Source organism: Chitinophaga polysaccharea (assembly GCF_007829335.1).
Classification (GTDB): Bacteria; Bacteroidota; Bacteroidia; order Chitinophagales; family Chitinophagaceae; genus Chitinophaga; species Chitinophaga polysaccharea_B.
Genome location: NZ_VIWO01000007.1, coordinates 443,087 through 462,420 on the forward strand (window position 1 = coordinate 443,087; position 19,334 = coordinate 462,420).

A 19,334-nucleotide genomic window follows, 5' to 3' on the forward strand; every position below is an offset into this window, starting at 1 on the left:
ATTAATTTCTTTTATTATTAGGTGTCTGATGTCTGCTGTTTGATCTATTGGTTTGAAACCGATACTTCAAACCTCAAACCTCAGACTATAATTTACATTTTCTTGTTAACGTGTCCTCTGAAGTTACGTGTAGGTGCAAATTCGCCCAGTTTATGACCAACCATAAATTCTGTTACATAAACAGGAATGAATTTGTTGCCATTGTGAACTGCGAAAGTGTGACCAACGAAATCAGGTGTGATAGTAGAACGACGGCTCCATGTCTTGATAACAGTACGTTTGGTGCCGGTATTCATTTTTTCAACCTTAGTTTCTAATTTCTGGTCTACGTAAGGACCTTTTTTTATGGAACGAGCCATGTCTTACTGATTTATGATTTTTCAAACCCGGGATCTGGTATTACTACCGGAGCCCGGATTCAGAAATTATAATTTTTTACCGTTTTTTCTGCTAATGATCAGCTTATCAGAACTCTTATGCGGTTTTCTGGTTTTCAGACCTTTCGCATATTTACCAGTTCTGGATCTTGGATGGCCTCCGGAAGATTTACCTTCACCACCACCCATTGGGTGATCTACAGGGTTCATCGCCACACCACGGTTGCGAGGACGGATACCTCTCCAGCGATTCGCACCAGCTTTACCGATGGATTGCAGGGCGTGATCGGAGTTAGAAACAGTACCTACAGTAGCTTTACAAGTATTCAAAACTTTGCGCAGCTCACCGGAAGGCATTTTCAGTACAGCATATTTTTCTTCCTTGTTGGACAGCTGAGCATAAGCGCCGGCGCTTCTTGCGATAGCGCCACCTTTACCAGGTTGCAGCTCGATGTTGTGTACAACAGTACCCAGCGGCATGTTCTTCAGCGGTAAAGCGTTACCTACTTCAGGAGCTACATCGGCGCCGCTGATAACGGTACCACCTACCTGTAAGCCCTGAGGAGCAATGATGTAACGTTTTTCACCATCTGCATAGTTCACCAGTGCGATGAATGCGCTACGGTTTGGATCGTATTCGATAGTTTTTACGGTAGCAGGAATATTTTCCTTATCACGTTTGAAATCAATTACACGGTATTGTTTCTTGTGACCACCACCGATGTAACGCATGGACATTCTACCCTGTGCGTTTCTACCGCCGGTTCTCTTAATGGGTTCCAGCAGGCTTTTTTCCGGGGTATCCGTGGTCAGCTCAGCATAAGCGTTGCCTATTTTCCAGCGGGTACCGGCCGTCATTGGTTTGAACTTCTTCAGTGCCATTACTTCCTAAAAAGTTAAATGTTATTAAAATATAAATCGTGATCTGTATATACATCCACATCCCGGCTATTCAGGCCGGAAAGGCACTACATGTTAGCATACAGATCTATAGTTTCACCAGCTGCAATGGTAATAATCGCCTTTTTGTAAGACGGTTTTTTACCTGCGATGAAACCGGCTTTAGTAAAGCGGAATTTAGCTTTACCTGGCATTACAGCAGTATTTACATCTGCTACGGTTACGCCGTAAAATTCTTCCACTGCTTTTTTGATCTCCAGTTTGTTGGCTTTTTTGTCAACGATGAAGTAATAGCGGTTGAATTTATCGGTTGCTTTGTTAACCTTTTCGGATACCACCGGTTTGATTAAAACGTCAGAAAGTTTCATTTCTTTATTAGCTTTTAGCTATTAGCGTTCAGCTCTTAGCTTGTTTTGTTAATTGTTTTTGACACCTTACGCTTCTGCCGGCTCTTCTGTGAAGATTTTAGCAGCGCTTTCAGTAAACACGATGTAATTGCTGTTCATGATGTCATAAGTGTTGATATCACTCAGAACGGTACCGTCTACAGTTGGGATGTTTCTTAAAGACAGGTAAACATTGTCGTTGTATTCAGGCGTGATGAACATAGTCTTTCTGCCTTCAACGTTGATGTTCAGGTTCTTCAGGAAACCAACGAACTGTTTGGTTTTTGGTGCTTCCAGTTGCAGATCTTCAACGATGATGATGCTGTTTTCCTTAGCTTTTACTGACAGGGCGGAGATCTTAGCGAGATCTTTCACTTTTCTGTTCAGTTTGAAGCCCCAACCATGAGGTTTTGGTCCGAAGATGGTACCACCACCTTTATACAGTGGGTTACGGATATTACCTTTACGGGCGCCACCGGTACCTTTTTGTTTGTGTAATTTGCGGGAAGCACCTTGTACTTCAGCTCTGGTTTTTACCTTGTGGGTACCCTGACGCTGAGCAGCGAGGTATTGTTTAACAGCCAGGTAGATAACGTGGTTGTTAGGTTCAACACCAAAGATCTCCTCAGGAAGCTCAATGGATCTTCCGGTTTTCTTTCCTTGTATATTTAAAATATCTACTTGCATGTTACTTCTGGATTAAAACGATTGAACCATTGTGGCCGGGAACGGAACCACTTACCAGGATATAATTCTTTTCAGGGAATATTTTCACGATCTTCAGACCTTTCACTTTCACTCTTTCATTACCTGTCTGGCCGGCCATACGCATACCTTTAAATACGCGGGAAGGATAAGACGATCCACCAACAGAACCGGGAGCTCTGCTTCTGTCGTGCTGGCCGTGGGTAGCTTCACCCACACCGCTGAATCCGTGGCGTTTTACAACACCCTGGAAACCTTTACCTTTGGAAGTGCCTACTACGTCGATTGTTTCGCCTTCTGCGAAGATTTCGCAGGTGATAGATTCACCGAGGGCTTTCTGTACGTCCGGATTACGGAGTTCTTTAACGTAACGTTTGGGAGAAGTGCTTGCTTTCGCGAAGTGATTGCTTTCTGCTTTAGTGGTGTGCTTTTCTTTCTTTTCACCGAAAGAAACCTGAATTGCATTGTAACCATCTGATTCCAGGGTTTTTACCTGGGTTACAACGTTGGGACCTGCTTCGATAATGGTAACAGCAGTTTGTTTACCATTAGCTTCGAAGATACTGGTCATACCAATCTTTTTGCCAATAATACCTTTCATTTTTATATGATTTTACCCAGCGCCTGGGGGATTTCTAGCTATCCCCAGGATAGGCGGTTTAAATACATTTATTGGGTGGTCGCCCAGAAGGCGCGACCTATGTTTGTTTGTTAAAATTGTTATACTGTTGAAAATCAACAGTATAACCATAAATCAATTAAAGGCCGGCCTTTTGCCCGCCTTGCTGTTGTCCTATGCTTTAATTTCAACTTCTACTCCGGAAGGTAAATCGAGCTTGCTCAGCGCGTCTACAGTTCTGGAAGAAGACGTGTAAATATCCAGTAAACGTTTGTGAGTACACAGCTGGAACTGCTCGCGCGCTTTCTTGTTAACGTGCGGAGAACGCAATACTGTAAATATTTTCTTCTCGGTAGGTAAAGGAATTGGACCTGTTACCACGGCACCCGTGTTACGCACGGTTTTAACGATCTTCTCAGCAGACTTGTCTACCAGGTTATGATCGTAGGACTTCAGCTTGATTCTTATTCTCTGAGACATATGCAATGAACTTCTTCTAAGTTTTTTCCCAATACAATTTGGGAGGGCAAAGGTAACCCGTTTTTTCTATTTGGCAAATAATTCTCAGAAAAAAATGAAAGACACCGGGCGAAAGGCTAGCTCCGGCAGCAGTTGGAAGGTAGATGAAGTGTGGGCATTTGGGCAATAAGGCTTCAGAAAACATTCATTGTGTGTGTGTTAAGCCTTATGGTAACTTCACATGCTCGTTTTGACAAATATAGGAAAACAAATTTCAAAACCAAAAAAGAGAAAAATTTCTTTCTGTTTTTTTCCGGTAGACCAATAAAAAAGGGGGCAACGGCTCCCGGAAGTACCGTCCCGGGTTTCCAGAACAGCCTGGCCCGCTTTTCGAAAGATTCATAACACTTACCAAAGGTAAGCGAATGAAGGCCTGCCTCCTACCACTTGCCGGTCCAAAACTACAAGAGGGTATTCCGCTTTCCGGAATACCCTCTTGTAATAATTAAAGTGGCTCAATGAGCGCAGTGGTCAAGCCCCCACTGATTACAGCGGTAAACCGCCACCGATGCCACCTAACAATGATTTTACTAATCCTAAGATTAATGCCAGCAGTTGATTCAGTAAATCCATGGAAAAAGGTTTTTATAAGATATTGCCTACTCTATTACCTGGTTTTCGGCTATTCCCAGTTGTTATTCAGTTAACAGGAACTAAATTAAAGTCAATCATGCAATAAACATACGTTCATTTTATTCATTCCAACCGCTTTTGTCAATGCTGTTCATTACGCTACCATAGCTAATTTGAGGGAATATTCCAGACATAAAAAAAGCTGTTCTTTTCAGAACAGCTTCCAGGATGATGTTTGTAAGGGAAATAGCATCACATTCATGCGGAATCATCCCTTACCGGGGAAAATCTTACAGACCTCCCAGCAGAGATTGCAGCAGTGCAACGATAGTTGCCAGCAGTTGATTCAGTAAAGCCATAAGATAGTTTTTACTTCGGGTTACACCTACTCTGTTACTTTGGTTTTCGGCAATCCCAATGTGCACCTGCTTTTGGTGCAGACCGAAATTAAAACGTATTGTGTGAATTCTGTTCATTCATTTTGTTCAGTTCGGCATCCTGATCTTTCATTGTTCATTTCTTTATACTACTATATGATTTGCATAGGTCAGCATAAAAACGCATTAATTAAAAAAGCTCCGGTAACTACCGGAGCTTTTAATTAAAAAGATAGGCGGGATATTTTACGAATGCTACCATACCCAACCGGGGAAATTGAAAGACAAGAGTGCGTCTATCTGTATTGTCACACCATTGTATCAGCATCCTGGTGTGAGTTGAGCAGCATATCATCATCCCGGTGCATAGCACCAATAAAGTCAGAGGCCTCCCAACGTAGATGTGAGTAGGGCAATGAGCCCTTTCAGGAAGGTGTTCAAGGCATCGAGAATCATCATTGAGCGTTTTCATTTATGCCTACTCTGTTATTGGTTTTCGGCAATCCCATCTGGAAAATCATTGCGTAACAATGAAAATTACAGCGCTGCACCAGCAACGATAGCAACGAATTTGAGTACTGCGGCGAGTATTGAGCTCAGCATACCGGATAGTTTATTCGTTTAATGCCTACTCTTTCCAGGGTTTTCGGCAATCCCCTTGCCCACAACTTTGCAGACAGGTTACTAAAATAATGGGTTCTTGTCTAAAAGCATTCGTTCAATTAATTCATTCTACACAGGGCTTATTCATTTTATTCAGTAGCCCCTAACAGATGAGGATACCTAATAGAAAAATGGTTGCAAACAGTCCTATGACGACTGCTGCAACCATTAACTGTTATATTAATAATATTATTTACCTCTTTCCTCTCTGTAAATAGCTTTTGCTTTCGCAGATGGCAGGTAAATCTGGAAACCTATGCCAAGGCTGAGGCGGTTGGCTGTAGTGGAATTTCCGCCTCCTATCGTCAGATCATACTTAAACAAGCCTTCCAGGCCAACATTGGGCGTAATAAAATAAGAAATACCAGGCCCGATACCGACATTAAAACCATTTGTAGAAGCCCCACTGGCAGGGTTCTGCCCAGCAAACCCGGCATTCGCTTCCGCGAAGAACCTTACTCTCTTTGAAAACTCCAGTTTCCGGACATTCTTATCCTCTACAAAATAACGGGCAAAAGCTCCTATGCCATAATTCGTATTTGAAGCCCTGGTATCTGTTGTTTTATTTTTGGTGGTATTTGCACCAAAATCAACATAACCTCCAATAGCCAACCCATCTTTGATAAACCAACCCACTTTAGGAGAAAGATTAAAACTGAAGGCGGTACTCTCTTTTTGAAAAACCACGTTCATGTTGGTGAGATCAGCACCTACCATAATATTTCCTTTCTGAATCTGGGCATTAGCGGCGGAGCCAAACAATACAGCTGCAAGCGCAAGGGTTAAAAGACGAATTCTTTTCATAGTCTGATTTTTAGTTTTAACAATTTTACACGTTGAATGAATAAAACATACCGGCAAACGTTTTGCATTTGCAACCACAGCTATCTACAGACAGCTATTAATACAATAAGAGGCAGGGGGATAATGGGGAATAATTTTCCGGATAGCATTCTTGCTACGACAAAAGTACTGAAAATGAATATAGTAAACATTCAATCTTCAAAAAAAACCTCAAAAAAGTGATATGATACTTGTTGAAATTTTCTGCAACATGAGCACTTTACCTTATTCATTATTACTATAACATTTCGTCTCTATATCTTGTTGCAGTAAGATAGCGGGGATTTCCGGCGCGGATGCAGCGTCATGCCTGTAATGCTGTTACTATATGGGTTTCCAGCAAGCCGGCGTGGGTACAAAAAGCACCCTGTTTTTGTAAGAAACGTAGGAATCCATCCAATTTCTTCTCCATTTTCTTTCCGGATACCCTTTTAACATAAGCGGGCAGGGCATATGCGTCTATGTTAGCCAGTTCCCAGGGATGGAAGTAAAAAGAGAGATAGTTATCTTTTTGGAGCGCTCTCCTGCTAAAATGTTTGGTAATCCACAGAGGAATGTTTTTAACGCTAAGCCAGAACAAAGGAAACCTGATATGTGGAGATACAGATGATGGGATGATCCAGGTATCGTTTTCCCTGAAAACGGCCCTGGGTTGGCGCCAGTTATTAAATCTTCCGGGGAGCCAGGTCGGATTAAGAGAGGCATCGTAGAGATAACCTGCATTTTTCAGGGCGGAAATATCTACTTTATGCCGCAGGGGCATGCGGAAACCCCGTACTGGTTGCCCACTGATTTCCTGCAGGGCCAGCCGGGAGCCTTCCAGGTCGGCTTCGGTAAAAGTATTATGATAGTAAGCATGTGAGGCTATTTCATGCCTGGTGGCTATTTTACGGACCAATTCCGGGTAGTGCTGCGCCCAATATGCGGTTATGAAAAAAGTAGCGCTCACCTCATATTTATCCAATAAGGCTAAGGTCGCCTGCAAGCCACTCCTGGAAATTTCAAGTTTCTCCTGCAGGGTTACCTGCTGGCCGAATTCCTCTGGAATATCAAATTCTTCCACCTCCACACTGATCAATATCTTTTTCTGTTGATCTGTCATCCATCCAAATATTAGGCGGTGCTAGTAAAAATTCTTTCTTTCCAGGTAGTTGTGCATAGTAATAAACGATCCTTCAGCGGAGAGATCTTTCAGCAACTTACTTAATCTGTCCTGCAATACAGGCCCGGCGTGTCTTTTTGTATAGGCAGGGATATTATAATCTTTCAGATCAACAAATTCCCAGGGATGGAAATAGAGACATAAATAGCCATCCTTCTTCAGGGTTTGGATAGCAAGACGTTTAAATAGTGCGTAGGGGTAATTCTTAAATGCCAGCCAGAACAAAGGAATTCTCAGGTTAGGACTCACAGCGGCAGGTACCCGCAACATATCGTTTTCCGTGTAAACAGTACGGGGCTTTGAGCGATAGTTATATCGTCCGGGAATCCAGGTGGGATTGATGGACGAATCGTACAGATAACCGGCCGCTTTCACGTCGCTCATTTCGACATGGCGCATGCGGGGCATACGCAGGCCATATACCGGTTGTTGGGAGATATGCTCCAGGCAACGTTTACTTTCAAGCAAATCGGGTACAGCAAAGGAAGAATGATAAAAAGTATGGGAGGCTATTTCGTGTTTGGCAGCTATCTCCTTGATGTCTGCAGGAAATGTTTGCGCGAAATTGGCAGTGGTAAAAAAAGTACTGGTCGCCCTGGCATTATTCACAATGTCCATGGTAACTACCAACCCTTCATGTCCGACACGCATTTGATCGGCCATTTCGATAGGCTGTTGGTATTCCAGGGGCATATCAAATTCTTCTACGTCAAAGCTCAATAATACAAAACGTTCCATGCTCATATCCTTTCCTTTACAATACTTTCTCCCTAACCAGTTTGTTGTCTTTTATAATATATCTTTCCTTTACAATGCTGTTTTGTTCGATCAGATAATTTTCTCTCAACAGGCTGCCATCTTTCATCACGTTACTTTCCCTTACGAGGTAAACCGGGCGCTGTTTACTTTGAGAAAACAATTTACCGAGATATAGCCCTATAATGCCCAATATCATTAACTGCACTCCTCCAAAGAAAGCGATGGTAACGATAATCGATGCCCAGCCGGAAATAGGATGTTCGAATACCAGGCTAAAAATGACATAAGGTACGTATAAGGAAGAAAGCAATGCAAACGCAAATCCAAGATAGGTGGCGGCATACAGGGGGCGTGTACTAAAGGAAGTAAAGCCGCGCACTGCCAGCCCAATCATTTTTTTATAGGTATATTTAGATTCCCCGGAAGAGCGTTGCTCGGGCACGTATTCTATGCCTAATTGCTTATAGCCGGTCCATTTCACCAATCCCCGGAAGAAAAGGTCATTTTCCTGCATGTTACGCAGTACGTTTACTACTACCCTGTCGAGTAAACGAAAATCGGCCGCTCCTTTTTCTATTTTAATATCAGACACCCGGTTCATCAGGGAATAGAACAGGTTGGAAGTTTTCCGCTTCATGTAAGGTTGTGTAGGATCTTCCTTCCTGATGGTATAAACGACCTCGTAACCAGCTTCCCATTTTTCGATTAGAAGCGGAATGAGTGCCGGTGGGTGTTGCATATCTCCATCCATGCTGATCACACAGTCGCCATCGGCCATATCCAGTCCTGCCTTGAGGGCTGCCTGGTGACCGAAATTCCTGGAGAATGAAATAAAACGGATGTTGTCATACACGAGGGAAAGCCTTTTCAGGTTATCCAGGGTAGCATCGCTGCTACCGTCGTCTACGAATATGACATTAAAATTATACGGCAATGGCTCAAATACCCGCTGTAGTGCATCATTGAGGCGTATTACATTCTCTTGCTCGTTATAAACTGGTACAACGATGGAAACTAGCTTTTTCATCTTATGCACAAATTTTATGATCGTCGAATTTACCGGCTGCTGCTTCTTTAATCAGCAACAGCCATACTATCAGGCAGGGCAATGCTTTCAAAGCATATGCCCGTATTAAATGTACTTTCACATACTGGGGAAAAAGATCCGTTGTTGACAGGCTGGTAAGAACGATGGTTAATACCAGGACTGCATTTACCCACGCTGTCTTTTTCTCCTGTAAAACATACCAGATACCTACTCCCACCATCGCAATTACGTAGGTAGCTGATTCTGCTGAGTTGCTGAATATTACGACGGCAATCAGCACCAACGCCAGGTAGCGCATGCGATAGCATAAACTTTTATACTGCGATGTGCGTAATAAAGGCAGTCCAAAAATGGCTACAGCCGGTATCAGCACATATATATCTTTAAAGGTGGTGGTCTGAAAAGTGCGCCTGATCATTCCCATGACGGAGATATCCTGCATGTTGCTGGCACTGAGTCCGCTTGTGTTCTGTACCACTTTGTCGCTGAGTGCTTGATACCAGTCAGCGTAGGATTGAATAATAAATGCTGGCGAGGAGATTACCATTGGCAGACAGAACAATAGGATCATCCACATGATAAGATATCCAACGAATTTTACCTGGTGCTTTGAAAACAGGAAAAAAACGATAGCTGCGATGCCATATAATTTTGTCAGGAACCCCAGGGCAATGAAAAAGGTGGCCCAGATATCCCTTTCCTCTTCTACCAATACAAATGCAAAAATTACAAAGGCGGCAGTCATCGTGTTAAACTGAACATTATGACTGGCTGTCATCATATCTACCACACTGATGAGTAATATGATCAAGAAATTTTGCTGGCTGAGTGGCAGCTTTTTAATAGCCAGCCATAACACCGCGGCGTTGGCCAGCGTCCAGCATATTACCCCCAGGGCATCCGGTAAAAGGGCAAAGGGAGCGATGATAAGGCTAAATACCGGACCGTAGTGGTTGACATCAAAATATTCGGATGGATATCCGAGATACAGGTTTTTCTGTTCGAGAGTATGCCAGAAAACCTGTTTAAAAATGAGATAATTATTGAATGATTGGTGCAGATATTCTGCCAGGCCGGCAATAAATGCCAGTGCAAACCACAGCAGTACAGGTAGTGAAATGCTCCATTTTTTAGAACCCTTGAACTCCGCAAACAAAAAATTCATAAAATCTCAGCTTATTAAATCTCTATCCTATTATATTTTATTGACAACTATACCATTACACATATCAATAAATACAATTACAGGTATTTCGTAAATCATCATTCGATAGCCAGCTTGCCTAATACCCTTAGTTTGTGTTAGTTACTACAGCGTGAACTGACCGTTGATACTGCCCCAAGACTTCCTGATCGGACTTCGGCGGGGCAGTATCTCATCCAGGCCCCGAACCAGGGTATCCCAGTTCTTTTTAAACAGTTGCAGGAGGTATTTTCTAATAATTCAGGTTGTTAAGCCTGTTATCAGTTGGCTATCAGTAAAATAAAGGCTTAGCTAGTTTATGTCTACAAATATTGACGTAAAAAAATCGGTTCCCCTCTATCAGGTTATCGACTTTACATAAAAAAAGGTCCCGTAGAACAGGACCCCATGGCAGCTGGCAAAAAGTAAATTTCAGTTGTAGGTTATTATTACCACCGAAAATATCGAATATTCTTTTCCTGACAATAGCATGTTCATGTCAGTTCCAGGCAAAAAAAAGGTTGTTCCGTTGGTACGGAACAACCTTTTAGATATAAAAAGCTAAGATTAAGCGTTTACTTTACCTTTTACTTTAGCGATCACTTCTTCAGCTACGTTATTTGGAGCTGGAGCATAGTGAGAGAACTCCATGATAGAGCTTGCGCGACCGGAAGACAGGGAACGCAGCTGAGTTACGTAACCGAACATTTCGCTCAGTGGCACTTTAGCTTTGATTACCTGAACACCGTTTTTGGAGTCCATACCTTCCAGCATACCACGACGACGGTTCAGGTCACCTGTAACATCACCCATGTATTGGTCTGGAGTTTGAACTTCCACTTTCATGATTGGCTCCAGCAATACTGGTTTAGCTTTGCGGGCAGCTTCACGGAAAGCTTGTTTAGCGCACAATTCGAATGACATTGCATCAGAATCCACCTGGTGGAAAGAACCGTCAAACAGACGAACTCTTAAGCTTGTCAGCGGGAAGTTAGCGAGAACACCCTGGTTAAGAGATTGTTCGAAGCCTTTTTGTACTGCAGGGATGAACTCTTTAGGGATCGCACCACCAAAGATATCATTGATGAACTGTAAGGATTTGCCTTCGTTTTCTTTCAGCCATTCCGCATCAGCAGGTCCGATTTCAATCTGGATATCAGCAAATTTACCACGACCACCGGTTTGTTTCTTGAATACCTCACGGTGTTCAACTTTAGTAGTCAGGGCTTCTTTGTAAGCTACTTGAGGAGCACCCTGGTTAACTTCTACCTTGAACTCGCGACGCATACGGTCAACGATGATTTCCAGGTGGAGCTCACCCATACCGCTCAATACGGTTTGGCCGGTTTCTTCGTCAGTTTTAGCTTTCAGGGTAGGATCTTCTTCTACCAGTTTAGCAAGGGCCATACCCATTTTATCAACGTCTGCCTGAGTTTTAGGCTCGATTGCGATGCTGATAACTGGTTCTGGGAAGGTCATAGATTCCAGGATAATTGGTGCTTTTTCATCACACAGGGTATCTCCGGTTTTGATATCTTTAAAACCAACAGCCGCACCAATGTCACCAGCTTCGATGAAATCGATAGGATTCTGCTTGTTAGCGTGCATCTGCATGATACGGCTGATACGTTCGTTTTTACCGGTACGGGTGTTCAGAACATAAGAACCTGCATCCAGGTGACCGGAATAAACCCGGAAGAACGCCAGACGACCTACGAAAGGATCGGTTGCGATTTTGAACGCCAGGGCAGACAGTGGTTCTTTCGCATCTGGTTTACGCTCGATTTCTTCACCGCTATCCGGATCAGTACCTTTTACTGCTTCCACATCCATTGGAGAAGGCAGGTAGCGGCAAACCGCATCCAGCATCTTCTGTACACCTTTGTTTTTGAAAGAGGAACCGCACATCATAGGAATGATAGCGATATCGATGGTAGCTTTACGGATCGCTTCGTGGATTTCAGCTTCGGAGATAGAGTTAGGATCTTCGAAGAATTTCTCCATCAGGGTGTCATCGTATTCAGCCACTGCTTCTACGAGTTTAGCTCTCCATTCTTCCGCTTCTGCCACCATATCTTCAGGAATAGGAATTTCCTGGTAGGTAGCACCTTTACCTTCTTCGTCCCAGATGATACCTTTCATGGTAATCAGGTCAACTACACCTTTGAAGGAATCTTCCGCACCGATAGGCAGGGTTAAAGGAACGGGGTTAGCACCCAGCATTTCTTTCACCTGTTTTACCACGTTCAGGAAGTCAGCACCGGAACGGTCCATTTTATTAACGAAACCGATACGGGGTACGCGGTAGCGGTTAGCCTGGCGCCAAACGGTTTCAGACTGAGGTTCAACACCAGATACAGCGCAGAACAATGCCACCAGACCGTCCAGTACACGCAGAGAACGCTCTACCTCTACGGTAAAGTCCACGTGACCTGGAGTATCGATGATATTGAATTTATATTGTTTGGTATCAGGTAAGGCTTTACCTTGTAAGGTTGGAAAATTCCAAAAACAAGTGGTTGCCGCAGATGTGATGGTAATACCTCTTTCCTGCTCCTGTGCCATCCAGTCCATTGTAGCAGCACCCTCGTGCACCTCTCCAATTTTGTGGGATTTACCTGTATAATACAGGATACGTTCTGTGGTAGTGGTTTTACCCGCATCAATGTGCGCCGCAATACCAAAGTTCCTTTGAAATTTTAAGTCTGCCATAATATTAAAGTGACTAAATAATGCAATTTGGGGGGCAAAGGTAATTTATTTTTAACAATAAATAAAACGCGGAGTTTTTCCAAATTGTTATTTCTTTTTGGCGATCACAGGCGTCAAAACACATTAAGATTATTAAAAATGAGTAGTTTCCCCAAAACCAGTTTTAAGTCTTTATCTACCATTTTTTTTTCAAATACAACCAAAATTTAAATCATCATTTTCCAACTGTCATAATTCGTTCAATTTAGCGGTGATTATATTAGCTGAGCCCCCTACATTGAGAAGAACCATATAGCATCAAATCGGACAAAATACATTCAACCTTGTCTTAAATCATACTAGTCATGAGAAAAACTTTACTACTGTGCATGAAGATATCCATATAAGATGATTACCCCTGCATTGTAGCCAAATTTCCACCCCTTGTTTATTGCTTAACAACCTTATATGAGAACACCTGCACTCAGATGCGCTATCGCGTTGTTTTTAGTGGCATGCCTTTGCTTGTCGACCAAAGCCCAGATTATCCTGCACCGGCACGTGGTAGCCACCGGCGGTACGTTTGGCACTACGCCGAAAATGATGATTTCCTACACGGTTGGAGAGGTTGCCGTGCAACCGATTACCAACGGGAAATTATTATTGACACAGGGGTTCCAGCAACCGGAAGACTTTCCAAAGCTGCCGCCAGGTACTAACCCGCTGAAGAGTTATATCCTGTTTCCCAACCCTGCTGTCACCAATACCAAGATCCAGTTCGACCTGCTTTCAAATGCAAACATTACGCTTGAACTGATTAATCCAGCGGGTCAAACCATTTACCATCAATACCTGGAACTAGGAGGAGGCAGGAATACAGTGGTATTGCCTGTAAACCACTTTGCTGCCGGTATTTATACCGTGGTAATAAACGTAAGCGGGCAAGTTTCATTTGAAAAACTCATTGTGCAATAGGTTACTGCGTTGCACTCCATCACTACTTAACCAATGTTGTTATGAAATACAGTTATACAATTATGCTTTTCACAAGTATACTGGCAACTGGTATCCGTTTATCAGCACAAAAAGCTACCCAAAGGCCGCCCAATGTAGGCGCCAGTTTCCTGTTGGTGAACCCGGATGCCAGAAGTGGCGGTGTGGGCGATGCCTGTACAGGGTTAACCCCAGACGCCAATTCGCTGTTTTCCAATGCCGCCAAAATCATGTTTGCAGGAGATTGGGGAGTCAGCGCCTCCTATTCACCCTGGATGTGGGAGCTGAACAATAACCGGTCTAATATGGCCTATGTATCGGGTTATAAGACCTTCAATGGCACTGAAGGATTGGGCGTATCCATGAAATACTTCAACTATGGATCGGTGACCTTCCGGGATGATAACGGTACTGTACTGCAGGATTACAACCCAAAAGAATTTGCCATTGACGCCGCCTATGCACGGAAGCTGGGGCAACATATGTCGCTGGCACTGGGTATACGGTATATCAGGAGTCAGCTGGGCCAGGGCACCTACAACAGCATACAGCAGAAGCCCGCATCCGGTGTGGCTGGCGATATCAGCTATTATTACCAGAACAGTGTGGATAAACTGGACTTTGGCAACCGGTACTCCTTTGGCGTGAGTATTACCAATATCGGTACCAAGCTCCAGTACTCTGATGATAACAACCGTAAGAGCTTTCTGCCGATGAACCTGCGTATCGGTGGCGGCTATACGTTTGTGCATACCCAGGATCATGAATTTACTGTGTCGGTAGATATCAATAAGTTACTGGTGCCTACTCCCCCACTCTATGCGCTGGATTCCAACGGTATAGAAACCGGCCAGATTTTAAAAGGTAAAGATCCTAACCGGGGAGTGGTGGATGCCATGTTTTCCTCATTTGGTGACGCGCCTGGCGGATTTCATGAAGAACTAAGGGAATTCACCATTGGGTCAGGTATCGAATATGCTTACCGGCAGGCCTTTTTTGTACGTGCCGGATATTTCTACGAACATCCTAATAAAGGCTACCGACAGCATTTCTCTTCAGGCCTGGGTTTGCGGGTTTCCAACCTGGAACTTGATATTGCTTACCTGATGCCTGTGGGAGAAAGCCTGGTACAAAAAAGAACCCTGAAGTTTTCGCTGGTATACAATATTGGCAGCTCCCGGCATGAGACCGCTGAGCAATAAACTGTAGTAATTCACTTTTTCAATATTTATAACACATCCATATATGAAATCACTTATCGTACTTTCTATTCTACTTACCGCGGGCTTACTACCATATGTGCATGCACAAGAGAAACCAGAGCACACCGGTGGCCATACCGGAAGATCTATTGATGTACTGTTTCCTACACTGCGAAAAGATATTAGCGATATGAATGCCAGATCTGGTACTTCTACGCCAGACCGTACGGTAATATCCACTCCCGCCAAAAAGCGGTTATTTACCAATTATCAACCTGTTGTGGCCCGGCCCAATGCTACTCCTACCGTTCTCAAAAAAGCGGCTGCATTGCCTTCGGAAGCCTCTTCAAAAGAATCGGCCGACCGGGTGAAACAAACCAATCCGGTTCAACCAGCTAAAGCAGCTATCCCCAGCCAGGGAGACGCCAGGGAGACCACGAATCCCGTAAGAGTAACTCCTTTAAAAAAACACTAAACGTACTGTCACTACTACAAAATCATTATTATGAAAAAGATATGTTACCTGACTCTTGTACTGTTAATAGCATCCTTTCAGCTTGTTTCGGCTCAGAGTGGACTTACAGGTACCAACTACCAGGCTGTAGCCCGCAATGTGAACGGCTCCGTACTTAGCAATCAATCATTGACAGTACGTTTTTCTATCCTGGGCGGCTCCGCAGCCGGACCGGTACAATACCAGGAAACCCATACTACCACCACCAATAATGTAGGTTTGTTCACTTTACAAATCGGTAAAGGCACGCCACTCACAGGCACCTATAGTACTGTTCCCTGGGCTGATGCCAACCAATATTTAAAAGTGGAAGTATCTATGAACGGCGCCAATTTTAGCGAGTTAGGCACTTCTCAGTTAATGAGTGTACCCTATGCTCTTTTTGCGGCTAACAGCACGCCTGGTCCAGCAGGGCCACAAGGTGCCAAAGGTGATCCGGGTCCAATAGGCCCTACCGGACCAATTGGACCGATAGGACCGATAGGACCGGCAGGAGCCGCAGGACCACAAGGTGCTAAAGGAGATCCAGGCGTAGCCGGACCTGTGGGGCCTATAGGACCGGCTGGAGCCACAGGGCCACAAGGTGCTAAAGGAGATCCAGGCATAGCCGGACCTGTGGGACCTATAGGACCGGCTGGAGCCACAGGGCCACAAGGTGCTAAAGGAGATCCAGGCGTAGCCGGACCTGTGGGACCTATAGGACCGGCAGGCGCCACAGGGCCACAAGGTGCCAAAGGAGATCCAGGCATAGCCGGACCTGTGGGGCCAGTGGGACCTATAGGACCGGCAGGAGCTATTGGGCCGCAGGGTATCCAGGGAGATCCGGGTGTAGCCGGCCCCGTTGGACCAGCAGGACCAGTTGGACCTGTCGGGCCTGTCGGGCCACAAGGACCAGCTGGCGATATCAATGGCGTTGCGGCAGGAGGAGATCTCAGTGGTACCTATCCAAATCCGACAGTAAAAGCATTACAGGGAAAACCTGTTAGCACTACCGCTCCGTTAGCAGGACAAATTCTAAGATATGACGGCGCCCAATGGGCAGCAAGTGCTGCCGGGGGCGGCTTTTCCTTACCATTCATAACCGTGGAAAATAATGCCTCTACGCTATTCAGCATTACCAATGATGGTGATGGTACCTCCATTGAAGGAGCAAATAATACCACCACTTCCAGCATCGCTGCCGTAAGGGGAATTATCAATTCTACTGCTCCCGGAGGTTTTTCCGCTGCAGTACGCGGCATTAACAATGGTACCGGTGGTTTAGGGATAGGTGTATGGGGGTCTCAAAATGGAAGTGGATGGGGTGTATATGGTGTTACGCCAAATGGCCTTGGCGTTTATGGAAATGCAAGCGCAAATGGCACTGGCGTATATGCCAACAGTAATACTGGTACTGGTTTAACCGCTACCAGCAATAACGGCATACCTGCCAGCGTATCTATTTTTAATAATGCTAACAACAACAATGTATTAAATGCCAGTACAGTTGGAAACGGTACAGTTATTAACGTTACGACTACTGGTAATGGTACGGGCGTTATAAGTTCTACAGGCGCCGGCTTTGGGGTGCAGGGGATTACCAGTGCTCAAACGTCGGCGGGCGTTGTTGGAGATAACAACGGAGGAGGAGAAGCTGTAGTAGGCCGTACCACTTCTGACATTGCTGGCGCAGTGGTGGGTCGCAACGATGGTGGCGGCTATGGTGTGAGAGGCTTTATCGCCACTAATACCAGCAATACCGGCATCGGCGTATATGGGCAGGTGGGTGTAAACAATAGTACCGGACGGGCTGGGCGTTTTGAAAATTTCAATGCCGACAATACCGGCGCTAACGTATTGGAAGTAGCCTCCAATGGTAGGGGTAATATCCCGGATAATACGTTGGGTAATGCTGCCTCTTTTAAATTGGATAATACCAACAGTGTAGGTGCTGCTGTACGAGCAGAGGTAAATACCATGTTTGGCAACTTTGGTGCAGCTGGTGTATTCGGCATTTCCTCTGGTACCGGAGGTTTTGCAGGGTTATTCCATTCATCTAATCCAGCAGGTAATGGTCCCGCATTAGTTGCCATTCAAGATGGGAATGGCAATGCTATCACTGCTAATGCCAGCAAAGACGGAAATGGTGTGGAAACAAATATAGATGGTGCAGGTAATGCGCTGTACGCCTGGGTTCCCTCCTTTGCCACAGGCAGGGCCGGCAGGTTCGAAATTTTCAATGAGAGCAACAACAGCGATGTTATTACTGTCAAAACAGTAGGTAACGGCACTGCCGGCAACTTTAAGGTAGACAGGACTACCGGTACTTCTCCAGCTATTAAAGGAGAGGTAAATTCCATGTTTGCCAATTTCGGCACCGCCGGCGTATATGGCTTATCTTCTGGTACCGGGGGGTATGGTGGCTTATTCTACTCCTCCAACCCTGCTGGTAACGGCCCCGCGATACTGGCGTTATCTGAAGGAAATGGGGAGGGCGTTAAAGCCAATGCCGGTGGAAATGGTAACGGGGTAGAAACTAGCTGTGATGGAGCCGGCAATGCGATCTATGCCTGGACCCCGACCTTTGGAACCGGCAGAGCTGCCAGATTTGCCAATTTTAATACCAGCAACGGTCAGAACACCGTACAGATAACCAATGCGGGAACCGGTAATGCCATGCTGATAAACCACACTGGCGCCAATGGAAATCTGGCCGTTTTCCAAAGCGCCGGAAGTAACGTTGCGCGTATTAATAAGGCGGGCAGGGGTTTCTTCAACGGTGGTACTACCAACGCAGGAGCAGACGTCGCAGAATCCTTTGCAGTAGCGGGTTTACAGGAGTCCTATGAACCCGGAGATGTACTTATCATTGCTACCCATGCAGACCGCATGGTAGAAAAATCATCTGAACCTTATTCCAGCCTGGTAGCAGGTGTATATGCTACCAAGCCGGGAGTGCTATTAACCGAAAAGGATATAAACGAGGATAATAACAGCGAAGTACCCATGGGAGTTATTGGTGTGATCCCTACCAAAGTATGTAACGAAAATGGCAATATCCGTCGGGGCGATTTATTGGTCACCTCCAGTAAAGACGGGTATGCCATGAAAGCCGATGTGGATAAACTGAAACCTGGACAGGTGATTGGCAAAGCTTTACAGGAATTCAGTGGTGAAACAGGCAAGATCAAAGTACTGGTAAACATAAAATAAATTGAATTTTCTTCTGTACTGGCAGGCATCCTGAAAGAGGGGTCTGCCTTTTCTATTTATATACAGCGTTGTGTTATAAACAGGCATTAAGATCGGTAACCGGGGCATAGTTAGTTGTTGGAATCGTTCATATCATCATATCAGAAAAGCTATTATTTACGCTTCTTTCTATTAAATAAAACAGCACCCAATGAAACTATTCTACACAGTGCTTTGTCTGTTTATGGCAGCCATAGCACAGGCACAAACCGGAAAAGTTCCTATCAAACAAGGTAGTTCTACCGGGCAACAGAACCGGGCATCCCTGGATCATAACAAAGTACCTGTTAAAGGGGGTGGCGCCGATGCATCACCTACGGGCCATCACTTATCGGCGACATCCTTGTCAGATAACAAAGTTCCTGTAAAAGAAGGCGGTAGCGTGGGAACCGGCTCTACTCACATCAACCGTCCGGCCGGGCGGATATCCGAAAGTACCAAAGGTCCTTCCGGACAGGACCTTCCCGCTAAATCCGACATAAAAGTGATTGTACCATCAGTACCATTCACCACGCAGCAAGGTACTCCTCCCAACACGATTGTACAGCCCCCCAAAACCTCTGCTATCAAAAAAGAGGCGAAAAACTAA

17 protein-coding genes are annotated in these 19,334 nt (G+C 44.8%); 5 read left to right on the forward strand and 12 right to left on the reverse strand.

What is annotated here, in order from left to right:
- Window positions 1-92 precede the first annotated feature (92 nt).
- The 12 genes from rpsS to fusA all read right to left on the reverse strand — a co-directional run bounded on the left by rpsS (window position 93) and on the right by fusA (window position 12,826).
- The gene (gene rpsS / locus FHW36_RS23435) at window positions 93-359 is read right to left on the reverse strand and encodes a 30S ribosomal protein S19 (protein WP_145672666.1); all 267 of its coding nucleotides are present in this window, start codon (window positions 357-359) and stop codon (window positions 93-95) included.
- A gap of 66 nt (window positions 360-425) precedes the next feature.
- Window positions 426-1,259: a 50S ribosomal protein L2 gene (rplB, locus tag FHW36_RS23440; RefSeq protein WP_145672668.1), complete on the reverse strand. Its 834-nt coding sequence runs from the start codon at window positions 1,257-1,259 to the stop codon at window positions 426-428.
- An 86-nt stretch (window positions 1,260-1,345) separates the two neighbouring features.
- Window positions 1,346-1,645 (reverse strand): 50S ribosomal protein L23, encoded by a 300-nt coding sequence (gene rplW / locus FHW36_RS23445; RefSeq protein ID WP_145672670.1) that lies wholly within the window; start codon window positions 1,643-1,645, stop codon window positions 1,346-1,348.
- A 66-nt stretch (window positions 1,646-1,711) separates the two neighbouring features.
- Window positions 1,712-2,350, reverse strand: a complete 639-nt coding sequence (gene rplD / locus FHW36_RS23450; protein WP_145672673.1) for a 50S ribosomal protein L4 — start codon at window positions 2,348-2,350, stop codon at window positions 1,712-1,714.
- A 1-nt stretch (window position 2,351) separates the two neighbouring features.
- The gene (gene rplC, locus FHW36_RS23455; RefSeq protein WP_145672675.1) at window positions 2,352-2,969 is read right to left on the reverse strand and encodes a 50S ribosomal protein L3; all 618 of its coding nucleotides are present in this window, start codon (window positions 2,967-2,969) and stop codon (window positions 2,352-2,354) included.
- A gap of 192 nt (window positions 2,970-3,161) precedes the next feature.
- Window positions 3,162-3,467: a 30S ribosomal protein S10 gene (gene rpsJ / locus FHW36_RS23460; RefSeq protein WP_012789286.1), complete on the reverse strand. Its 306-nt coding sequence runs from the start codon at window positions 3,465-3,467 to the stop codon at window positions 3,162-3,164.
- 1,841 nt (window positions 3,468-5,308) lie between these two features.
- Window positions 5,309-5,923: an outer membrane beta-barrel protein gene (locus FHW36_RS23465; RefSeq protein WP_145672677.1), complete on the reverse strand. Its 615-nt coding sequence runs from the start codon at window positions 5,921-5,923 to the stop codon at window positions 5,309-5,311.
- Window positions 5,924-6,266: 343 nt separating this feature from the next.
- Entirely contained in the window at window positions 6,267-7,064 is a 798-nt protein-coding gene (locus tag FHW36_RS23470) for a polysaccharide deacetylase family protein (protein WP_145672679.1), read from the reverse strand.
- A 21-nt stretch (window positions 7,065-7,085) separates the two neighbouring features.
- Window positions 7,086-7,868, reverse strand: coding sequence for a DUF3473 domain-containing protein (locus FHW36_RS23475; protein ID WP_222429154.1), 783 nt, complete (start codon window positions 7,866-7,868; stop codon window positions 7,086-7,088).
- A 10-nt stretch (window positions 7,869-7,878) separates the two neighbouring features.
- A complete protein-coding gene (locus FHW36_RS23480; protein ID WP_145672681.1) occupies window positions 7,879-8,910 on the reverse strand; it encodes a glycosyltransferase family 2 protein in 1,032 nt (343 codons plus the stop codon).
- Between the two features lies 1 nt (window position 8,911).
- A complete protein-coding gene (locus FHW36_RS23485; RefSeq protein WP_145672683.1) occupies window positions 8,912-10,096 on the reverse strand; it encodes a glycosyltransferase family 87 protein in 1,185 nt (394 codons plus the stop codon).
- Between the two features lie 585 nt (window positions 10,097-10,681).
- A complete protein-coding gene (gene fusA, locus FHW36_RS23490) occupies window positions 10,682-12,826 on the reverse strand; it encodes an elongation factor G (protein ID WP_222429155.1) in 2,145 nt (714 codons plus the stop codon).
- Window positions 12,827-13,273: 447 nt separating this feature from the next.
- Between fusA and FHW36_RS23495 the strand changes: the two genes are divergently transcribed.
- The 5 genes from FHW36_RS23495 (at window position 13,274) to FHW36_RS23515 (ending at window position 19,334) form a co-directional block, all read left to right on the forward strand.
- Window positions 13,274-13,780, forward strand: coding sequence for a T9SS type A sorting domain-containing protein (locus FHW36_RS23495; RefSeq protein WP_145672688.1), 507 nt, complete (start codon window positions 13,274-13,276; stop codon window positions 13,778-13,780).
- 41 nt (window positions 13,781-13,821) lie between these two features.
- Window positions 13,822-15,000: a type IX secretion system outer membrane channel protein PorV gene (gene porV / locus FHW36_RS23500; protein ID WP_145672690.1), complete on the forward strand. Its 1,179-nt coding sequence runs from the start codon at window positions 13,822-13,824 to the stop codon at window positions 14,998-15,000.
- Window positions 15,001-15,043: 43 nt separating this feature from the next.
- A complete protein-coding gene (locus tag FHW36_RS23505) occupies window positions 15,044-15,475 on the forward strand; it encodes a hypothetical protein (RefSeq protein ID WP_145672692.1) in 432 nt (143 codons plus the stop codon).
- A 30-nt stretch (window positions 15,476-15,505) separates the two neighbouring features.
- Window positions 15,506-18,706, forward strand: coding sequence for a collagen-like domain-containing protein (locus FHW36_RS23510; protein WP_145672694.1), 3,201 nt, complete (start codon window positions 15,506-15,508; stop codon window positions 18,704-18,706).
- Window positions 18,707-18,896: 190 nt separating this feature from the next.
- Window positions 18,897-19,334, forward strand: coding sequence for a hypothetical protein (locus tag FHW36_RS23515; RefSeq protein WP_145672696.1), 438 nt, complete (start codon window positions 18,897-18,899; stop codon window positions 19,332-19,334).